Below are 17,454 nucleotides of genomic sequence, written 5' to 3'. Positions count from 1 at the left end.
TTTCTGCAATTGGAAGTTTAGCCAGATATCCGGCATAACCTCAGTGCCTGTGTCGAACGACTGCGGGGCGCGCATCCGATCAGCGGCGCGACAGATTGACAGAGATGCCGCATGGATGGAAAATCGCCGCCATGGACAGCCAGAGGACAACCACCGGTCCGGAACCGGCCGCGTCGCCGCCCGATGTAGAAAATTGCGCCCATGTCGAAACGCCGATCGGCGCGATTGCGGTGGTCGAGCGCGACGGCAGGATCGTGAGGCTGCTCTGGCATTCGGAAGCGAAGCGCCGGCAGCCGCAGGGTCAGTCGGAGGCGCTCGACGAGGCAGTGCGCCAGCTTCGCGCCTATTTCGCCGGCGATCTGAAGCAGTTCGATCTGCCTTTGGCGCCGAAGGGCGGCGACTTCGAGCATGCGGTGCAGAAGGCCATGAAGGCGATCCCCTACGGCGAAACCCGCACCTATGGCGACATTGCAAGGGAACTCGGAACCTACGGACAGCCGGTCGGCCAGGCCTGCGGGGCCAATCCGATCCCTGTCATAATTCCCTGCCACCGTGTTCTCTCGGCAAACGGCCTTGGCGGATTTTCCGGCGAAGGCGGCGTGGAAATGAAGATCAGGCTGCTCAAGCATGAGGGCGGATATCCCTTTTTGCTGTAGGCGCAGCCCATTTAAAACGAATTGCTTCAACAGCCGGATTTGTCATTGACAGGAAACTGTCACGGTCTTACATGACGCCCTCGTGTTGAAATGCCCAGATGGCGGAATTGGTAGACGCGCCAGCTTCAGGTGCTGGTGACCGCATGGTCGTGGAGGTTCGAGTCCTCTTCTGGGCACCAACGTTTCTCAAAAAATTTCATTGTAAATACTTATTGTTCCCGCATCATCTGATGCTCATCCCGATCTGTGCGTCATGTACTCGCGAACGATGACGAACACCCCGCTTGATATGATCACGACCGCGCCCAGATAGGTGACTGGATCGGGGACCTCGCCCCAGATGAACCAGCCGAGCGCCGTCGCCCATATCAGCGCCGTATAGTCGAGAGGCGCGATCACCACCGCGGGCGCCAGCCGGAAGGCCTGGGTCATCATGGTCATGCCGGCCGTGCCGAACAGGGCGATCGCGACGAACAGCCAGAGATCTTCCAGCCGTATGGCGCTCCAGAAGAAAGGCGTGATGAAGCTGCTCAGGAAGGCGCTGCAGCCGGTCAGGTAGAGCATGAGCGTCCACATGCTTTCGCGGGCGTCCACCCAGCGGGCGCTGATCATCAGCAAAGCGTAGAGCAAGGCGGTCGCCACCGGCAGCAGCGATGCCGGCTGGAAGGTCGATCCGCCTGGCCGGATGACGATGACCACGCCGATGAAGCCGACGATCACCGCCATCCAGCGGCGCCAGCCGACGTGCTCGCGCAAAAACAGCGCGGAAATGGCGGTAATGAAAAGCGGCGCCACGAAGATCAGCGCCGTCGCCTCCGCCAGTTGCAACAGCTTGACGCTGGTGAAGAACAACAGGGTCGCGGCGATCCAGAGCACTGTGCGCATAAGGTGCGTCACCGGCCTGGTGGACTTCAGGGCGCTCACGCCGCCCATTTTCAACGCCATGAGGATGGCGAAGGGCAGCGCGATGATATTGCGCATGAACATGATCTGAAGTGGCGAATAGCTGGCGGTCAGGGCCTTGGCGAGGGCGTCGTTGACGCACAGGCAAGCGACCCCAAAGCACATCAGCGCAATGCCGGAAAGTCTTTGCTGGGTTTCTTTTCCGGCTATCACATCCGTCATACTGGTCTCCTCGCCGTCCGGCGCCCGCCGTTGCGCGACACGGAAGCATAGCACCTATCGCATTGATTATATGGCTGGAACAAGCGGACAACCTGATTCCTCGCGCGTCTCAACGCGCCGTCTTTAGCCTAAACTTTCCCGGCGTCAGAATCGCGACATTTTTCTCATTCATCAATCTCGACTTGAAACGAGCGCGACCTGTCTGTTTTGATGACGGCCGGGTTTGAAAAGGCAGACGGGTACGCGATGAGAAGAAACCGCATATTGGGCGCCCTGTGTTGCCTTGCCATGTTTCTCTGCCTGTCCGCGCCGGCGCGGTCCAGCGTCGAAATCCCGGAGGCGCTTCTGTCCAGTGAACTGTCAATGGACGCAGAAGGGCGCGACACGGTCGCGATGGTGCAATATTCCGACCTGATGCAGCGCTGTGCAGCCCAGTTCAGCAGGGGCCGCGACAATAATTGCCTGTTCGTGCGGCAGGTAGACCGACTCCGGCACAGTTTCTGGATCTGGCGCGATCAGACCGGCCACATCATCAATCGCACCATGCAGGGACGCTACAGGTTGCGGCGGCCGGGTTGTCTGAAGAGTTTCTGCGTCAGCATGGAATGTTTGATTCCGGCCTCGCCAACAATGTTGTGCGATGACGGCACGCAGCATGTCTGGTCGGCGCCTGACCGGCTGCATTTCGAGATCGACGGGGTCGTCTTCGAGCGCATCCGCAAGGACTAGCGATTGAAGGCGGCAGACAGACCGGAATCGCAGAAGATCCCGGTCAGCCTTTAGCTCAGCGCATTTTGATCGAGAGGCCTTCGAGGTTGAGCGACGCGTCGACGCCCATTTGCGTTCCGATCAATTCAAGGGTCACGCCCTTGTCGTTGATCATCACGGCTGTCTTGGCGCCTGCCGCAATCGCAAGACCTGCGCCCGCCGCCGAATAGACGCCGATGATGTCGGAAGGCTGATTGATGTTCTTGACGGCGCCTTGCAGATTGGCCTTCGAAAGCGAAATCTGCCATCCGGCGCTCAAACCGCCGATCCGCAACGGATATGTCTTTCCGTCGAAGGTCAGCGTGCCTTTACCGCCCGTGCCGCCAACGACGAAGGCGGCCTTGAGAAGTTCCATGGAAATTTTTCCCTGGCCTGCATAGGCGGTCGTCGGGGCAAGCATTAGGCCTGCAATCATCATGAAAGCGCTGGTAAGCGCGACAATCTTTTTCTGTATCATTCTGAACCTCGTTCGATTTGTTGCCATTATTTGCGAAAGGTACCGAGTCAAGTATTACTCAATATTATGTGACACGTCCACGAACTGTGCCCGATACTGTTAACGCGGTTTCAATCATGGTCGTCGCGTTGATCCGCAGGCGCGTCGCCCGACAACCGAAAGCGCCATTTCTCTTACTGATTTAATACCGAGACGCCTGATGCAACCGGATGCGGTAACCATTCGTTCAGCATCCGTTCAGCCGTTCCGTGTCACTTGAGCGCTTCGTCATGAAACCGCCTCATAAGCCGCCGACAGAAGCGGCTCGAAAGGAACCCCGAACCAATGATGATAGTAAGAGTTTGTCTTCTGACCGTTCTTCTGGCGCTTGCGGCGGCTGGCTGCAAATCCGGCGACAGTGAGTTCAAACCGCCGGCGGGACCGTTGTCCTACACGACGGAACGATACGTCTTCGACAAATTCGGCAACGAAGTGATCGTGCAGAAGCCGGTCAATGCGGAAGGTCCGATTCCATGGTTATTCAATGTTCCGGGCGGCGGCTGGATGCACAGAAACACCATGCCGAGCTACCGGTTTTCGCAACAGATCACGGCCCGCGGCATCGCCATCGTTTCCACGGATTATCGCCTTTCGGACCAGGCGACCTGGCCCGCCCAACGCGTTGACGTGGAAAACGGGTTCGAATTTGCGAGGAAGAACGCTCGCAAATGGGGTCTGGACCCCGATCGCTACGCGGTTCGCGGCGCAAGCGCGGGCAGCACCGAGGCCGCCTGGCTCGGTATCACGGAAAACCCGCGCTGCACAGTGCTGAACGCCTCGCCGCTGGATTTCACCACCTTGCAGAACAAAGAAACCACAAAGATGCTGGGAGATTACAGCGCCCGCAAAGCCTCACCGTTATACGCCGTGCATGGCGGCATGTCGCCGACGATCCTGGTTCATGGCACTCGCGACAAGATCGTGCCGTTCAGCCAGTCCGCAGCCTATGAGCAAGCCATTAAGAAAGCCGGCGGCGATGTCCAGCTTTGGCGGCATAACGGTGGTCATGGCGGCGGGCCAAGGAGCCTTGCCACGCGGGTGGGCGATTACATCCAGCAATGTCTCGGCGCGACATCCTGAGACGGAGTCGTCATCAAAGTCCGGACCGGAATGTGAAAAAACCTTCAAACTGAAACGGTACTACAAGATCGCATAGGTTGCATGGGCGCGTGGCCTGTGTACTGAATGTACGCGTTCAAACCGGAGGTATTTTCATGAAACCGCGTTTATTTCTGGCGGCCGCTTTCCTTTTCGCCACCTCATGGGCGGCGGCTCCTGCTTTTGCGCAGGAGAGCCTGCTCATTCCCGATGAAGGCGATCCGGTGATCGTCTACACCCACAAATTCAAACCGGCCGATTTCGAGGCAGGCAAGAAGCTGGTGATCGACGGATTTACTGAGGCGATCAACGATCATGGCCTGGACCGGCTGATATTCTTTCTTGTCGACGAACACGCAAGCGAAGTCGTCGCCATATCCATCTTCCCCGACGAAGAGGCGATGCAGGCCTGGCAGGCGGCCGGAGTAAGACACAAGGTGCTTGAAGAACTGGAAGGCGCGCGCCGTCAACCGCTGATCTTCCAGCATTTCGTGCTGGAAAGCATGCACAGCATCAACAACGGCGACTGATATCAGCGGCCCTCAATATCGAGGGCGTTGGCAGGCGGGAGAACGTTTTCGCGCGGCTGGTCGTCGTCAGTCGCGCGACGCTTCTTCGAAGCGTCTGCGGTATTCCCGCTCCATGGTTTCGACATGGTTGAGAACGTTGTCGAGGGCCTCATGCTTTGAGCCGTCCTGAGCCTCGTCGACCCACTGCGCAAACTCTTCCTTGAGTTCGAACAGCACGTCGAGCGCGCCGCGCAGTTTGTCCAGCGCATTTTCGTCTTTCGCCATCATCGGCCCCTTGTCGTCAGTTTGGCTTCGGCTCCGGACTGTCTCCATATCAAAAGCCGGCTGCAAGACGCAAGCCGGCTCGATCAGTTCGTTACAGGCGCCACGTAAAGATAGATGGTCAGAAACTGCAGAGCGCTGCCTGCGACCACGAACAGGTGCCAGATCGCGTGATGATGGACCAGGGTTCGCCACAGATAGAAAGCCACGCCGGTCGTATAGGCCAGGCCGCCGGCGGCAAGCAGCGCCAGTCCGCTCGTCGGAATTCCCGTAACGACATCGTCCCAGACCCATAAAAGCGGAATCCACCCCAAAGCAAGATAGGCGATGAAACCGAAACGCTCGTAGTGATTGCTGTATCCCGTCACGAAACACGTCATCTGGACGCTGATGCCCACGCCCGCCAGACCCCATATGAAGGCCAGCAGCAACCACCCCTGACCGGGAGGCATGATGAGACAGAACGGCGTGTAGGTGCCAGCGATCAGCAGATAAATGCCGCAATGGTCCAGCGCCAGGAACACATGCTTTGCGCCCGGATGCGAAATCGCGTGATGCAAGGCGGAGAAGCTGTAGAGAAGAACAAGTGCTGCGCCGTAGAGGGCGCAAAGGGCGAAGTTGTCCGACGCGCCGGCGACGCCGGCGCGCCCAAGAAGCAAGATCAGGCCGGCAACCGCCAGAAGCGTTCCGAGGGCGTGCGTGGCGGCGTTCCAGCGTTCTTCAAGCGGGCTGAATTCGGCGGAGACAAGATTCGCTCGCGGCGCTTGCGGTTGCATCAGTATATCGACCACGTTTGAGATTGGGTTCACGCTAACTGAAATCAAATCGATGATCCAGCCGATTGCGCTCTGGCGGGATGGCCTAGATCTCTTACCCAAGGAACATCTTCTAATCGGACAGTTATCGCAGCCTATTTAATCGCGAGGAAACCTTCGAAATTGACCCACTTCATGATCGACATTACATCGACGAATCCCGCCCGTTTCATCAAATCCAGGTTGCCCTGGGTCGAAAATGGCTCAAGAACGCCCTTCAGACTGCGTTGCTTGTTCAGAATCTCGGATTCGTTGAAATTACGCTGCAGCTTGTACTCCTGGTAGATCTGGCCGCAAACATCCTGGAATCGCGCATCGGGCGCCCGAACCTTTTCGAACAAAACAAATGCGCCGCCCCAGTCAAGGGTATTGTAGACGATATCAAAAACTGTCTGCCGTGTTCGAGGCGGAATAAACTGCAGGCAGTAGTATGAAATCACCATGCTGCTGCGTTCGAAAGAGTGCGTCAATACATCTGCTTCGAAGAATTCCGCGCGCCTGTCATTGGCGAGTCTTTCGGAAGCTTTGGAGACCATTGAGCCGACAACGTCGATACCCACATACCGGATATCGTCCCGGTCGGAATTGTGCTTCAGAAACCGGGAGCAAAGCACACCGGTCGATGTGCCCAATTCCGTAACCACCGCATCAGGCGGCAAGAAGAAGTCGCTGAGCTGGCATACGAGATCGTGACCTTCATTGTAGAGAGGCACGGAGCGCTCGACATGTTCATCGAACGCGTCGGAGATATTTTCGAAACTCCAACCTGCATTGGGAGCCTCGATTTTCGGATCAACCTTTCCCATGCCGCCTCCTTGTCAGATCTCGGTGATGCTTTCAAAATAGGGAACCATTGGACGCAATCTGTAGCCGAACGGCCCCTTGCGTTCGGGCGCCCCGTAGGAATAGAGAAAAACAGGAGAAACTCCAAAGTAAAGCCTCTTGGCCGGGTCAAGAATCGGATAGTCCAGGACGCAGACTTCAGCATCCTGCATAGCCATGTGCTTGTCGACAGGGTTCGAGGTGTAGAAATATCGGGCCGAGAGGAATGCGTCGGATCGGATATACCGGTCGAAAAGTGTACGCTTGAGTTCACCGAGACAGGAAAAGCTCGTCACCAGATCGATGCTCCCGCCGGCAAGCTGTTCGAATCTGTCAGCCGGCAAGAGAATGAAGTCGTACGCGTCGACGGTTTCGCGCGTGATCGCGCCAAGCTCTTCAATCGTGCGAGCGCCGGCAATTCGGGCGTCGGGAAAGCAGTTGCGCAGGAAGTAGTGAGCGAACAGGAGCTGGTTCGGCAAATCGACCAGAACGTGATGCGATCCCGGATATTCGCGGAACATCATGTAGCTGAACACGCCATAGCTGCTGCCGATATCCAGCACGGAAAAGCCTTCTTTGAGCGACGCGCTCAATGTCCGGTTGAACATTCCCAGATGATGAATGTGCTTGATCCAGCGATGCGTAACCGGGATTCCGTTCCAGTCGAATGTCCGCGGATTGCCGGCAGGGTGACACGGATGTTTTTTCAGCAGTTCGATGTCGCCGGTTTCAACGAGCGCCGCAAGACATTCCATCAACATGCGACGCTCACCCCTCCGTAGTATGAATTTGGTCAGTCCGCCTGGCGTTGGCGCAGGATTGTCTCCGACGCTAATCATAATACGTCGGAAATTCTCCAACACATAGGGATCAGCATGAATACCGTTTCGGGAAGGTCGATTCAAATTTTGCCGGCGTATCCAGTATTCGGTATGCTGCTCCGAATCCTCCAGACGAAAATCATTCTCGATGTAACTTCGCCATTCCCTTGTGATCTCGTCGACAATATTCTGGCTACGCGAATCCATTGAGATTATTTAGCCCCATTTCAATAAACATAACCAGCTAATTGCCGCCGCCGCTCTCGTCAATCCATAGGAATTCGGAAGAGCGCCCATTTCATTAGGCGTCGTCAGCAATGCGCTGGATGATGCGAGCATTCTCCGGTCCCTTCGTCGAGACCGTATCATTGTGGTATTTTCCGAGCACAGTGATGACGAGATCCGGCATCAGCCGTCTAATGGGATAAGCCGGATTCTTGAGTTTTTCGTTCTGGAATTCGCTCGCCACCATATGAACTCTGGATTGTAGAGGTGTATGCGGACCGTATTTGTACCAAGCGCGCTTGAGCCTTGATATTGCTTCATTGGCTGCGTCTGTCCGCTGTAATTCGAGTTCCTTTTCGGTGTCGAAGGCGCCCTCGCCCTCGCGGTCCCACATCCATTGGCGTTCCGTCAGTTCCTGCTCGGTCGCATTCGATCCGGCTTTATTCAGGGCGCGCGCCTGGCGCTCCCGATTGCGTTTCTGCAGGTAGTCCCAGACCTCCGGGATGTCGAAGCAGCGAGGATCGGACGGTGCGATCCAGTGCCCGGTCGCGCGCCAGCAACGCCAGGCGTCGAGCATGGATTTCGCACCGAACTTCAATTCCGCGATAGCGGTCGCGAGGCCGTTTTTGCCGCGCCGCCTCGTGAAACGCATGTAGTCGTTCAGCATCTGGCCTTCCTGAACGCCCGGATCGAGCAGCGTCAGGCTAAGCGGTTTGCGACCTTCTTCGGCAAGTTGGATAGCCATTTCAAACGCGATCCAGGAGCCGTGGCAGAAGCCGGCAAGGTGCCAGGGGCCATCCTGACTGACCATTCGCATACATCTCAGATATTCTGTCGCGATTTCCTCGACCGAATCGAGCGGTTCGAAATGTCCGTCATAACCGGGAACCTGAAAAGCATAAATGGGCTGATCGGCGTGGAAGCCGTCCATGAAGGCGGCGCTGGGAAACAGCAGACCGGCTGCGCCATGAACGATAAAGATCGGCGTGCGCCCACCGCCGCTACGCAGCGGAACGAGGTGCGAAGGCAGTGAATTGCCAGACGCGTTATCAAGCAGTTCTGCTATGTCGCGTACGGTTCGCGCCTCGACCAGGGCGCCGGCCTTCAGATTTATTTTGAGCATTTCGCCGATCTGCCGTGTAATTGTTTCGGCTATGACGGAATCGCCGCCGAGATCGAAGAAGTCGTCTTCAACGCCCAGATCTGCTATCCCGAACGCCGCAGACCAGATTTCCGCAATGGCGGTCTCCCTTTCCCCTTCCGGCGCAACATAGGGTGTATCGAGCATCAATGTTTCGCGTTTGGTGTGAGGTGACGGTGCGGTCAAAACAATTCTCCGGCGGGACTCGGTTTTCCGCTAAAGCGGGACCTATTCCTGAAACGGGACAATTTCATTGCGAAATGGCTTGTCGAATAGTCGCTTGAAGCGCTCTTTTATGTCTCGACGGATCCGCGACCGCGCGCCCGGGGCCTGCTTTTCCGTCCATTCCGCCATTGCTTGCCTCCCCTCGACGCTGTTCGCCAGCTCCTTGTGACCGAGCGAACTGGAAAGCTGCGGATTCTTGTGGCCAGATAACCGCATGTCCTGGATGCACAGCGCTGGATAGAGCTGATAGACGCGAAGATCGGCGCTTCGGGCCGGTTTCGGTCCGAAAAGCAGATAGCTTACCCCGCCGTAGTCGTTTCGGGTCTCGTCCAGCAGTCTTTTCGCCGCTGTTTTGGAGATGATGTAGCCGGCTGACCCCTGATGCAGTCCTCTCAGGGGATAAAGCGTTCTGTCCTGAGCCTCGACCGGTTGCTTGTGGTAGAATTCGGCTTCCTTGTTGAATGTTTCCAGCTTGATAAGGTCCGCCCCTCCGGGAATCCACGACGAGCTGGAAAGGAATTTCCCTGCGTCGCGGCTCAGATGCACGTCGTCCTCGAAGATGCAGACATGTTCGTCCTTGCCGTCTGCGACAATCCTCCAGCAAGTCTTGTGGCTGATATTGCATGCATATTCATTCGGAGTACGTTTCAGCCCCGACACGCAGCTCTGCGCGATTCTCTGGATTTCGTCTTCGGTTAGCGTGCTGCCATCGCACGCGCTGACGCGTTCGAAATCAAGGCCGATGCGCGAAAATTGCGACTCCAGCCAGCGGAGTCTTTCCGTGTAACGGTCCGGGTTGATCACGAGAATGCGCATCGGCTTATGGCCTGTATCTGTTTTCTTTTTGCGATACGGTCGCGCTATTCAGCAGGGCGGCGCATATCTCCGTTGGCATGGCCACTGATTTGCATCCGTGGTTTCCCGGAGTCAAGCAGGCGCCGTTGAGGCCTTGCCGCCGTTCGCCTTGTCGATGGCGGCCTGAATATAGAGTGCGTTGTCGGGTTTGGCGGTTGATATAACGTCGCGATGAAACCTGCCAACGACGGTCGTTTCCAGGTTTGGCATGGCGCGGCGGACCGGAAAGGACGGCTGCCGGTATGACGTCGCGCGAGATTCGCTGGACATGACATTGACTGGCATATCGATGGTGTCGGTTGGGACAAATTTGTACCAGGCGTCCTTCAGTTTTTCGATCGCCTCGTTGGCTTCCGGCGTTCGCCGGCGCTCGAGTTCCGCCTCTGTATCGAAATTCTCGTCATCCCATGTCCATTCGATTTCTTTCAATACGCTCGTGTCTTCGCCGCTTTGTCGCGCCTTTGCGATCGTTGCCTTGTGGCGCTCCCGGTTGAGGTTCTTGATCCATTCTTTCACTACAGGAATCTCGTAGGCTTCTTTTTTTCTGAGGTTTACCCAGTGTTTCGTGGATCGATAACAGCTGTAACTCTGCGTAAGATCCTGTCCGAACGCCTTGATCAAAAAAGCCAGGCGTTTCAGGCCTTTCTTCGCGGTGATCGCCCGTCGTCGGAGATAGTCCTGTTGCATGAGGCCTTCCTGGACGCCTGGATCGAGCAGTGTCAGGCTTAGCGGACTATTGCCTTCCTTTTCGAGTTGCGCCGCCATGTGAAATGCGATCCAGCTGCCATTGCAGAAACCCGCTAGATGCCAGGGTCCGTCAGGACTGACCTGCTTCATGCAGCGCACATATTCCGCTGCGATCTCCTCGACGGTGTCGAAGGGTTCGCACTGACCGTCATAGCCGGGGACCTGGAAGGCGTAGACCGGCTGGTTGTCGTGGAATCCGCTCATGAACTCAGTGGAAGGAAAAAGAAGGCCCGCGCCGCCGTGGACGAGGAAAACCGGCGTGCGGTCGCCGTTTGAACGCAGCGGCACAATGTGCGAGGCAAGCGACAGTTCAGATGTGTCTTTAATGACCCGCGCGACGTCTCTGACGGTGGTTGCTTCGACGAGCGATCCGGACTTGAATGTAATTCCGAAAGCTTCCGAGACCTTGAGCGTTATCGTTTCCGCAATAGTTGAATTTCCGCCGAGATCGAAAAAGTCGTCGTCGATACCGATATCCGATATTTCGAATACCTCGGACCAGATCTTCACGATGATCGCCTCGGATTCTTGCGTTGGCGCGACATAAGGCGTGTCCAACAGGAGTGATGCGCGTTCAACATTGCCCACTGTCTGATACCTGCTTTTCCTGCTGCGCCCGATGTTCTGTGTTAAAGATTGCCGCTTTGTCGATCAGACGAGACAGGACGCCTCGTCCGCCACCCGTTGTATGATTGATGAATTTTCAGGTCCGGTCGTCGAAACCGTCTGCCTGTGCGTTTTCCCGAGAACGGTAATCGTTAGCGTGGGCAAAAAGCGACGCAACGGATACAGCGGGTTATTCAATTGCCTGTTCTGCTTCTCGCTTGCGATCAGATGGACAGGAATGGTCAGAGGAGCATTCGGACAATACCTGTAGTAGGCAATCTCGAGCCTGGCGGTCGCGGAATTGGCGTCCTTGGAACGACGGCGTTCGAGTTCCTTTTCTGTATCGAACTTACCTTGCACTCCATGTGGCTCGTCTGCTCGAGCGTTATTTTGAGCATGGGTATCGTGTCGAGCGAGGTCGCGTTGTCGTATCCATTCCCAGACACCTGGCAGATCATAGGCGTCTGGATGATAGGGGTTGATCCATTGGCCGGTTGCGCGAAAGCAGCGAAACTTGTCCATCTGGACCCTGGCGATCCACCTTGCTTCGGAAAACGCGCGCGCGAGTGGATTTTTCCTGCTTCTGAGAAACTGCAAATGCTCATTGAGCATTCTGCCCATATGCATCACGGGGTCGATCATGGTCAGACTCGACGGGCTCTTGCTTTCCCTGCCCAGTTGCGCGGCCATTTCGAACGCAATCCACGAGCCCTGGCAGAAAGCCGCGAGATGCCATGGGCCATCGGGACTGACCATCCTCATGCATTTAAGATATTCAGCAGCGATTTCCTCAATCGTATCGAGCGGTTGGCATTGGCCGTCATATCCCGGCACCTGGAAGGCGTAGACCGGCTGGTCGTCATGGAAACCCTCCATGAAGCTGCTGGTCGGGAACAGGATTCCGGCTGCGCCATGGACGATAAAGATAGGAATCCGGTTCCCCGTAGAGCGGAGCGGGACGATATGCGACGGAAGGGATGGGCGATTTGCTGAGCTGATAACGTTCGCGATTTCTCGAATGGTGCTGGATTCGACGAGCGCCCCGCTTTTTACGCTGACGCCGAATTTCTCCGACACCATTCGAGTAATTGATTCCGCCGCCAATGAATCGCCGCCGAGTTCGAAAAAGTCGTCGTCGACGCCGATACCCGAAATGCTGAATACCTGCGCCCATATATCCGCAATAATCTGCTCGGTTTCGCCGGTCGGCGAGGCATATGCCGTTTCAAGAGACAGGGAATCTCGCGCAACCATTTCCGAAGTTTCATTCACAATCAGTCACCGTCCACTCAGAGTGCCGCCCCTCTCACTAAAGCAGCAACAGTTATAGTAAATTCGCCTTGTATGTGAAGAAATACTTCGAGCTCCGACTAATTTTATGCTGAACAATTGGGGGCGGAGTAAATAGTCAATTGACGGGAAAAAATAACTTATTCAATGGCTTACGGATTTTCTCTTCGAGAGTAGAGTCTGTAACCGGCCTGTTCCGGTTTCCGGCTATTCGCTTTCAGGCGTATTGCCGATTACAGTTATTCTGATCAAGCGGCGCCTGATCCTGAATAGGAACGATTTCATACGGAATACTTTGTCCAAAATCACCCTCCTTGCCTCTTTGTCTCTCGACGCAAATGCAACCAGGCGCCACTTGAATTGGCCTTTCCGCGCTCCGACAATGTAGTCGGTTGACCCTGATGCAATACCCCAATTCCCGGAAGGGCGTGTCCTTCGCCGAAATCCGTTTGAAACACGGTTTGCGTTCCGCAAACCGGGTTTTCTGAAGCGGCCGTCCAGTGAAGTGCTGGAATCCTGAGCGCCTATTGCGATTTGTCGGCAATGGCCTGCATGATCAATGCATTCTGGTCGCTTCGTGTCGAGATGGTGTCGTGATGATACTCGCCGAGAACTGTGACTTCGAGATGCGGCATAAGTCGTCTCAGGGGATAGGACGGCTCATTGAGCTTTTCAGCCTGGAACCGGCTTGCGATGAGGTGAACCGGCATGTCAAGCGGCGTGTTGGAGCTATATTTGAAAAAGGCGCGCTTAAGCATAACCGCGGCATGATTGGCTTGTGGCGACCTTCTGATTTCAAGCTCTTTTTCATTCTCGAAGGTTTCTTCGCGATCCGCCATCCATGGTTTGATGTCGTCTTCACCAGTCGCGACGTTATCTCTGGCAACCGCCTTTGCGAGTTTCTTGCGGTTGCGTTTCCGATTATAGTCCAACACCTCCGGAATATCGTAGGACGCCGGATTGGAAGGGTCTATCCACTGGCCAGTGGCGTAATAGCACCGGATCGTATCCACCATCCTCTTTCCGCTTAGTTTGACGCTGTACAATGTTCCGCTGCGACGTCGCTCGACGTCGCGCATGAACTCACTGTGCATGCGCCCTTCCTGTATGCCCGGATCGAGCAGCGTCAGACTCAGCGGTCGCTGGCCCTCTTTGGTTAGCTGATGCGCCATCTCGAAGGCAATCCACGAACCATGGCAGAAGCCGGCCAGATGCCATGGACCGTCAGGGCTCGCGAGCTTCATGCATCGCAGATATTCGGCCGCGATATCTTCCACTCTTGCGAGCGGTTCGCATTGGCCGTCGTAACCCGGAACCTGGAAAGCGTAGACAGGTTGATCGTCATGAAATCCGCCCATGAAAGCGTCAGTAGGAAACAGGAGGCCGGCAGCGCCATGGACGATAAACATCGGAACGCGATCGCCGCCTGTGCGCAGCTGCACAAGATGCGAGGGCAATTCATTGCGCATCGTGTCATCGAGCAGGTTCGCGATGTCGCGTATTGTTCTCGCTTCCAGGAGCGCGCCTGCCTTTAATGGCATATCAAGAGTCTCGGCGACTTTCCGGGAGATCGTTTCGGCTATCACCGAATTTCCGCCAAGGTCGAAAAAATCGTCTTCGACGCCAAGATCGCTGATCCCGAATGCCTCCGACCATATTCTGGCGATGGCGTTCTCTCTTTCACCGGCCGGGGCGACGTATTGCGTTTGCAGCATCAGTATGTCGCGGGTAACTTCTTTTGATGGTGCGCTCATCCGGCGATCGCTGTTCCCTGATTTCCGATTATTACGTTCTTTTTAAGCGCGACCTCAAACTATTTCTAGTATCTGTTTTCCAATGAATTGCTTTCCAAGGATCAGATTGCGTCAATCAATTATTGAATACTGAATGAAGAAGAATGTGAACTGAGTAATATATTACCTTACCTTGCAAATGACGCCGGCCGCGTTTTCCGATACGCGGCCGGGAGCAATTATCCGGTCAGTGCAGGTGCGGCGCAGAGACCAGCCCGGCGCCGCGGTCGGGAATGTCGACGCCCGGCGCAAAGGGATCAGTAACGGAGCTCGCCAGGATCCGCGCTCTCACCGTGTCCGATGTTACCGGTATGGGCAGGGTCTGAAGCTTTTCCCACCACAAGGCGGCGACCCCGGCGACATGCGGCGTCGCCATGCTCGTGCCGTTGAAGGACACGAGGCCGCCATTGGCTTTGGCGGAAATCACGTTCACGCCAGGCCCGCAGACGAGCGGGTTTGTGTTGGAGAAATCGGCGATGGTCAGGCCGTTCTGTCCTTCTCCCGCGGCGCCAACCGAAACCACGCCCACAGCGGCGGCGGGCACGGAAACGCTGACTTCGAAGTTGGCGTGCACCTGCCTGCGGCTTTCATTGCCGGCGGCGGCGACGACAAGGCTTCCGCCGCTAAAGGCGCTGTGCGCGCGTATCATGTCCATGATGGCGTCGAACATGCGCAGGTTTTCCCGATAGGCCTCGAGAGCGACCGAGCTGGCGATTTCGACAGGCCAGCCCTGGTCGGCGAGGCTATTCGTAAGCCCGGGAAAATCGAAACCCAGCGACATCGAGATCACATGGGCGCTTTCCTGGATGGCCGCCCACTGCATGGCTTCGAAGAGCATTTGCGATCCGCCGCTGCCATTGTCGTCGAGCACTTTTCCGATCAAGGCGGTCGAGACGCCCGGCGCGACGCCGATCCGCAACCCGTCCACGTTTCTTCCGAAGATCGTGCCGGCGCAATGCGTGCCGTGGCCATTTCCGTCTCCGTCGCCGGTTCCGGTAAAGTCCCTTTCGATGATGTTGACCCCGGCGAACGCGATATGGTCGCGATCGATACCGGTGTCGAGCACCGCGACCGTCACGCCGGCGCCGTCCACATCGGTGTCATCGGCTCCCACGGCGTGAACGCCCCAGGTGGTCTGGCCTTGCGGCTGGGCGTTCGACGTTCCAACCGTGTCGATCAGTTTGGTCGGCATCGGCCGGGCCTTCTGCCGGAAGGTTGGGTCCCGGGCCAGGTCGCGCATGTCGGACGGTTCGAGTGATTCGACGCTGATTTCCGGCTCCGGTTCGATCACCGGATGTGAGGAAGGACCGAAGCGGTCGGCAAACGACCCCGGTCCGCCTGTTGGCCTGAGTGATTCCAGTTCGCCGGGATTAAGACGCCCCAGGCTTTTGTCTCTCAGTACGATATAGTCGGTCATGGCATGCCTCCTTTTCACGCCGGGCCGCAAAAGCCTGTGCCCGCGCCGCTATATCGTGCTGCAAATCAGGATTGTGTTCTGTGACAATCGCCACCTAGAATGCACAGAGTCAGATAGCCGCAACGATCGCCCGCATCAGTTGGCGAGCTGGACTTCGCAGCCCCAGCCGTCATATTGTCCGTGTAGTTCCACGGCTTTGTCATAGAGAGTATAGACGATGTCATCGATTTCGGATGGCAGATCAATACGGCTGAAATCCACCGCGATTCGTGCGTCGACTGGAAATATCTCGATCGCGCCAAATCCGTTGCTGCGCAAAAACCGGGAATAGGTTTGCGCATTGGCGGTGGTGTTGAAATAGACCCGGTGATCGATCTCTCTCGGCGATTGCAAAGTATCTCCCCGGTCTCTCAGGGCGCCGAGCACTTTGAGATTCTGAACAGATTGCATCTCCCTGTCTGACGGATAAAGAAAATTCCGATAGACGTCCCATTCGGGATCCGGTTTGCATTGAGTACGATACCGATAATCGGGAAATCTCGTCATCGCCGATTGAAGACGTGCATCGAAGTCTGCGTTCATAGCGGCGTAATAATAGAGATGTCGTTGGCCGCCATGGGTCACCCGTCCAACGAACTTGACCTCCCCGGCTTTGGTCACAGTCTCCGCGATGTGGTCTTCCAGGGCGGACAGGGATTCGAATTCCTCCGAACTTGACAGACCATCGTCTCTGGGATGGTTCATTTCAATCTGAACCCGGCAACTGGTCATAAGAGTCAAATCAGGAGTTTCCGGGAATAGACCGATATTCAGGAAGATCGAAGCCGGCTGTTCCTTGATCCACGCGAAATAAAACACCCAATCCTGATCCATTACGTATACCCCCGACAGAGAAATAGTCGCTGGATAAATATGAAGCCTTTTTCGTGTGATCGTTGTCAATGAAGCAACCGGATTGCGCCCGACAAAGTTCGGCATGGACCGGTGATACGGAGACTTTCAAACTATGCCCGCGGACGCCGGGATTTGCATTCGCCCTACAGGACAGCTGGATATGAGAAAAGACCGAAACGGTCTGAGAACGGTCCCGGTCTTTCACTTGGTCTGAGCGCCTTCATTACACAAGGGGCCGCAGGGGAGTTGCGCCGGCGCAGCGATATCAGGCTGCAAACCATGATAGCGTTATGCGGCGCTCACGACCTTGGAAACTGTGACTCAGATCGCCGCCACAACCGTTTCAAGCATGCCGCGCACCTGGCCTGCGACTGCCCCCAACTCGCTGTTTTCGACCGCCTGCATCGAGGCGACAGGATCGACGGCGCTGACCTCGACGCCGTGTCCCGGGGTCGATCGGACGATCACGTTGCAGGGCAGCATCGCCCCGATCCGCGGCTCCGACTGCAAGGCGCTGAACGCAAGCTTTGGATTGCAGGCGCCGAGGATGAGATAGTTGTCCATATCGGCGTCGATCTTCTTCTTCATCGTCGCCTTGACATCGATTTCCGTCAGGACGCCGAAACCCTGATCGGCAAGCGCATTGCGGGTGCGTTCGACGATCGCGTCGAAGCTGTCGTTCTCGAATGTGCGGTTAATGGTGTAGCCTTGGTTGCTCATTGATTCCTCCTGTCGTCCGGTCCGCTGAAACAGCGCGCGACAACTGCAGATGATATATTAGTGTAGTCTAATATATTGGTTGACTGATCGATTACAAGTCGAAACTGGTTGAAGCGCCGGGCGACGATTGACAAACATCCCCTGCCAAC

Annotated in this window: 18 protein-coding genes and 1 tRNA gene; 5 read left to right on the top strand and 14 right to left on the bottom strand. The window is 56.3% G+C overall.

The annotated features are described in order from the left end of the window. Positions 1–104: 104 nt before the first annotated feature. Positions 105–656: a methylated-DNA--[protein]-cysteine S-methyltransferase gene (locus K1W69_RS13970; protein WP_258571112.1), complete on the top strand. Its 552-nt coding sequence runs from the start codon at positions 105–107 to the stop codon at positions 654–656. Between the two features lie 92 nt (positions 657–748). Beyond that, positions 749–835: transfer RNA gene (locus tag K1W69_RS13965), tRNA-Leu, on the top strand. Between the two features lie 55 nt (positions 836–890). On the opposite strand, the gene K1W69_RS13960 is transcribed toward K1W69_RS13965, so the two are convergent. Beyond that, on the bottom strand, positions 891–1,781 hold the full coding sequence (locus tag K1W69_RS13960; RefSeq protein ID WP_220228935.1) for a DMT family transporter: 891 nt from the start codon (positions 1,779–1,781) through the stop codon (positions 891–893). Positions 1,782–2,027: 246 nt separating this feature from the next. On the opposite strand from K1W69_RS13960, the gene K1W69_RS13955 reads away from it, so the two are divergent. Beyond that, a complete protein-coding gene (locus K1W69_RS13955; protein ID WP_220228934.1) occupies positions 2,028–2,510 on the top strand; it encodes a hypothetical protein in 483 nt (160 codons plus the stop codon). 55 nt (positions 2,511–2,565) lie between these two features. Here the strand turns inward: K1W69_RS13955 and K1W69_RS13950 are convergent, their stop codons facing one another. Further along, entirely contained in the window at positions 2,566–3,006 is a 441-nt protein-coding gene (locus K1W69_RS13950) for a hypothetical protein (RefSeq protein ID WP_258571036.1), read from the bottom strand. Between the two features lie 324 nt (positions 3,007–3,330). On the opposite strand from K1W69_RS13950, the gene K1W69_RS13945 reads away from it, so the two are divergent. Together K1W69_RS13945 and K1W69_RS13940 are read left to right on the top strand one after the other, a co-directional pair. After that, complete coding sequence (locus K1W69_RS13945; RefSeq protein ID WP_220228933.1) at positions 3,331–4,125, top strand: alpha/beta hydrolase; 795 nt, start codon at positions 3,331–3,333, stop codon at positions 4,123–4,125. A gap of 134 nt (positions 4,126–4,259) precedes the next feature. Beyond that, positions 4,260–4,673 carry a hypothetical protein gene (locus tag K1W69_RS13940; protein WP_220228932.1) on the top strand — a complete coding sequence of 138 codons (414 nt, stop codon included), beginning with the start codon at positions 4,260–4,262 and terminating at the stop codon, positions 4,671–4,673. A 66-nt stretch (positions 4,674–4,739) separates the two neighbouring features. On the opposite strand, the gene K1W69_RS13935 is transcribed toward K1W69_RS13940, so the two are convergent. The 12 genes from K1W69_RS13935 to K1W69_RS13880 all read right to left on the bottom strand — a co-directional run bounded on the left by K1W69_RS13935 (position 4,740) and on the right by K1W69_RS13880 (position 17,305). After that, positions 4,740–4,937, bottom strand: a complete 198-nt coding sequence (locus tag K1W69_RS13935) for a hypothetical protein (protein WP_220228931.1) — start codon at positions 4,935–4,937, stop codon at positions 4,740–4,742. A gap of 83 nt (positions 4,938–5,020) precedes the next feature. Next, positions 5,021–5,710 (bottom strand): PAQR family membrane homeostasis protein TrhA, encoded by a 690-nt coding sequence (gene trhA / locus K1W69_RS13930; RefSeq protein ID WP_220228930.1) that lies wholly within the window; start codon positions 5,708–5,710, stop codon positions 5,021–5,023. Between the two features lie 134 nt (positions 5,711–5,844). Further along, positions 5,845–6,555 (bottom strand): methyltransferase domain-containing protein, encoded by a 711-nt coding sequence (locus K1W69_RS13925; RefSeq protein WP_220228929.1) that lies wholly within the window; start codon positions 6,553–6,555, stop codon positions 5,845–5,847. Positions 6,556–6,567: 12 nt separating this feature from the next. Then, positions 6,568–7,332: a putative sugar O-methyltransferase gene (locus K1W69_RS13920; RefSeq protein WP_220228928.1), complete on the bottom strand. Its 765-nt coding sequence runs from the start codon at positions 7,330–7,332 to the stop codon at positions 6,568–6,570. A gap of 361 nt (positions 7,333–7,693) precedes the next feature. After that, positions 7,694–8,944, bottom strand: a complete 1,251-nt coding sequence (locus K1W69_RS13915) for a thioesterase domain-containing protein (protein ID WP_220228927.1) — start codon at positions 8,942–8,944, stop codon at positions 7,694–7,696. A 42-nt stretch (positions 8,945–8,986) separates the two neighbouring features. Continuing rightward, complete coding sequence (locus K1W69_RS13910) at positions 8,987–9,799, bottom strand: glycosyltransferase family 25 protein (protein ID WP_220228926.1); 813 nt, start codon at positions 9,797–9,799, stop codon at positions 8,987–8,989. 111 nt (positions 9,800–9,910) lie between these two features. Next, positions 9,911–11,173 (bottom strand): thioesterase domain-containing protein, encoded by a 1,263-nt coding sequence (locus K1W69_RS13905; protein ID WP_220228925.1) that lies wholly within the window; start codon positions 11,171–11,173, stop codon positions 9,911–9,913. 63 nt (positions 11,174–11,236) lie between these two features. Further along, a complete protein-coding gene (locus K1W69_RS13900; RefSeq protein WP_220228924.1) occupies positions 11,237–12,463 on the bottom strand; it encodes a thioesterase domain-containing protein in 1,227 nt (408 codons plus the stop codon). A gap of 542 nt (positions 12,464–13,005) precedes the next feature. Beyond that, positions 13,006–14,235: a thioesterase domain-containing protein gene (locus tag K1W69_RS13895; protein WP_220228923.1), complete on the bottom strand. Its 1,230-nt coding sequence runs from the start codon at positions 14,233–14,235 to the stop codon at positions 13,006–13,008. A gap of 226 nt (positions 14,236–14,461) precedes the next feature. Further along, positions 14,462–15,691, bottom strand: a complete 1,230-nt coding sequence (locus K1W69_RS13890; RefSeq protein WP_220228922.1) for a S8 family peptidase — start codon at positions 15,689–15,691, stop codon at positions 14,462–14,464. 135 nt (positions 15,692–15,826) lie between these two features. Continuing rightward, on the bottom strand, positions 15,827–16,669 hold the full coding sequence (locus K1W69_RS13885; RefSeq protein ID WP_220228921.1) for a DUF695 domain-containing protein: 843 nt from the start codon (positions 16,667–16,669) through the stop codon (positions 15,827–15,829). 237 nt (positions 16,670–16,906) lie between these two features. Further along, complete coding sequence (locus K1W69_RS13880; protein ID WP_220228920.1) at positions 16,907–17,305, bottom strand: DUF302 domain-containing protein; 399 nt, start codon at positions 17,303–17,305, stop codon at positions 16,907–16,909. Between the last annotated feature and the right edge of the window lie 149 nt (positions 17,306–17,454).

The organism is Flavimaribacter sediminis (genome assembly GCF_019492055.1).
GTDB lineage: Bacteria > Pseudomonadota > Alphaproteobacteria > Rhizobiales > Rhizobiaceae > Flavimaribacter > Flavimaribacter sediminis.
The sequence above is the reverse complement of the archived record's forward strand: the minus strand, read 5'-3'. Positions and strand labels throughout refer to the sequence as shown.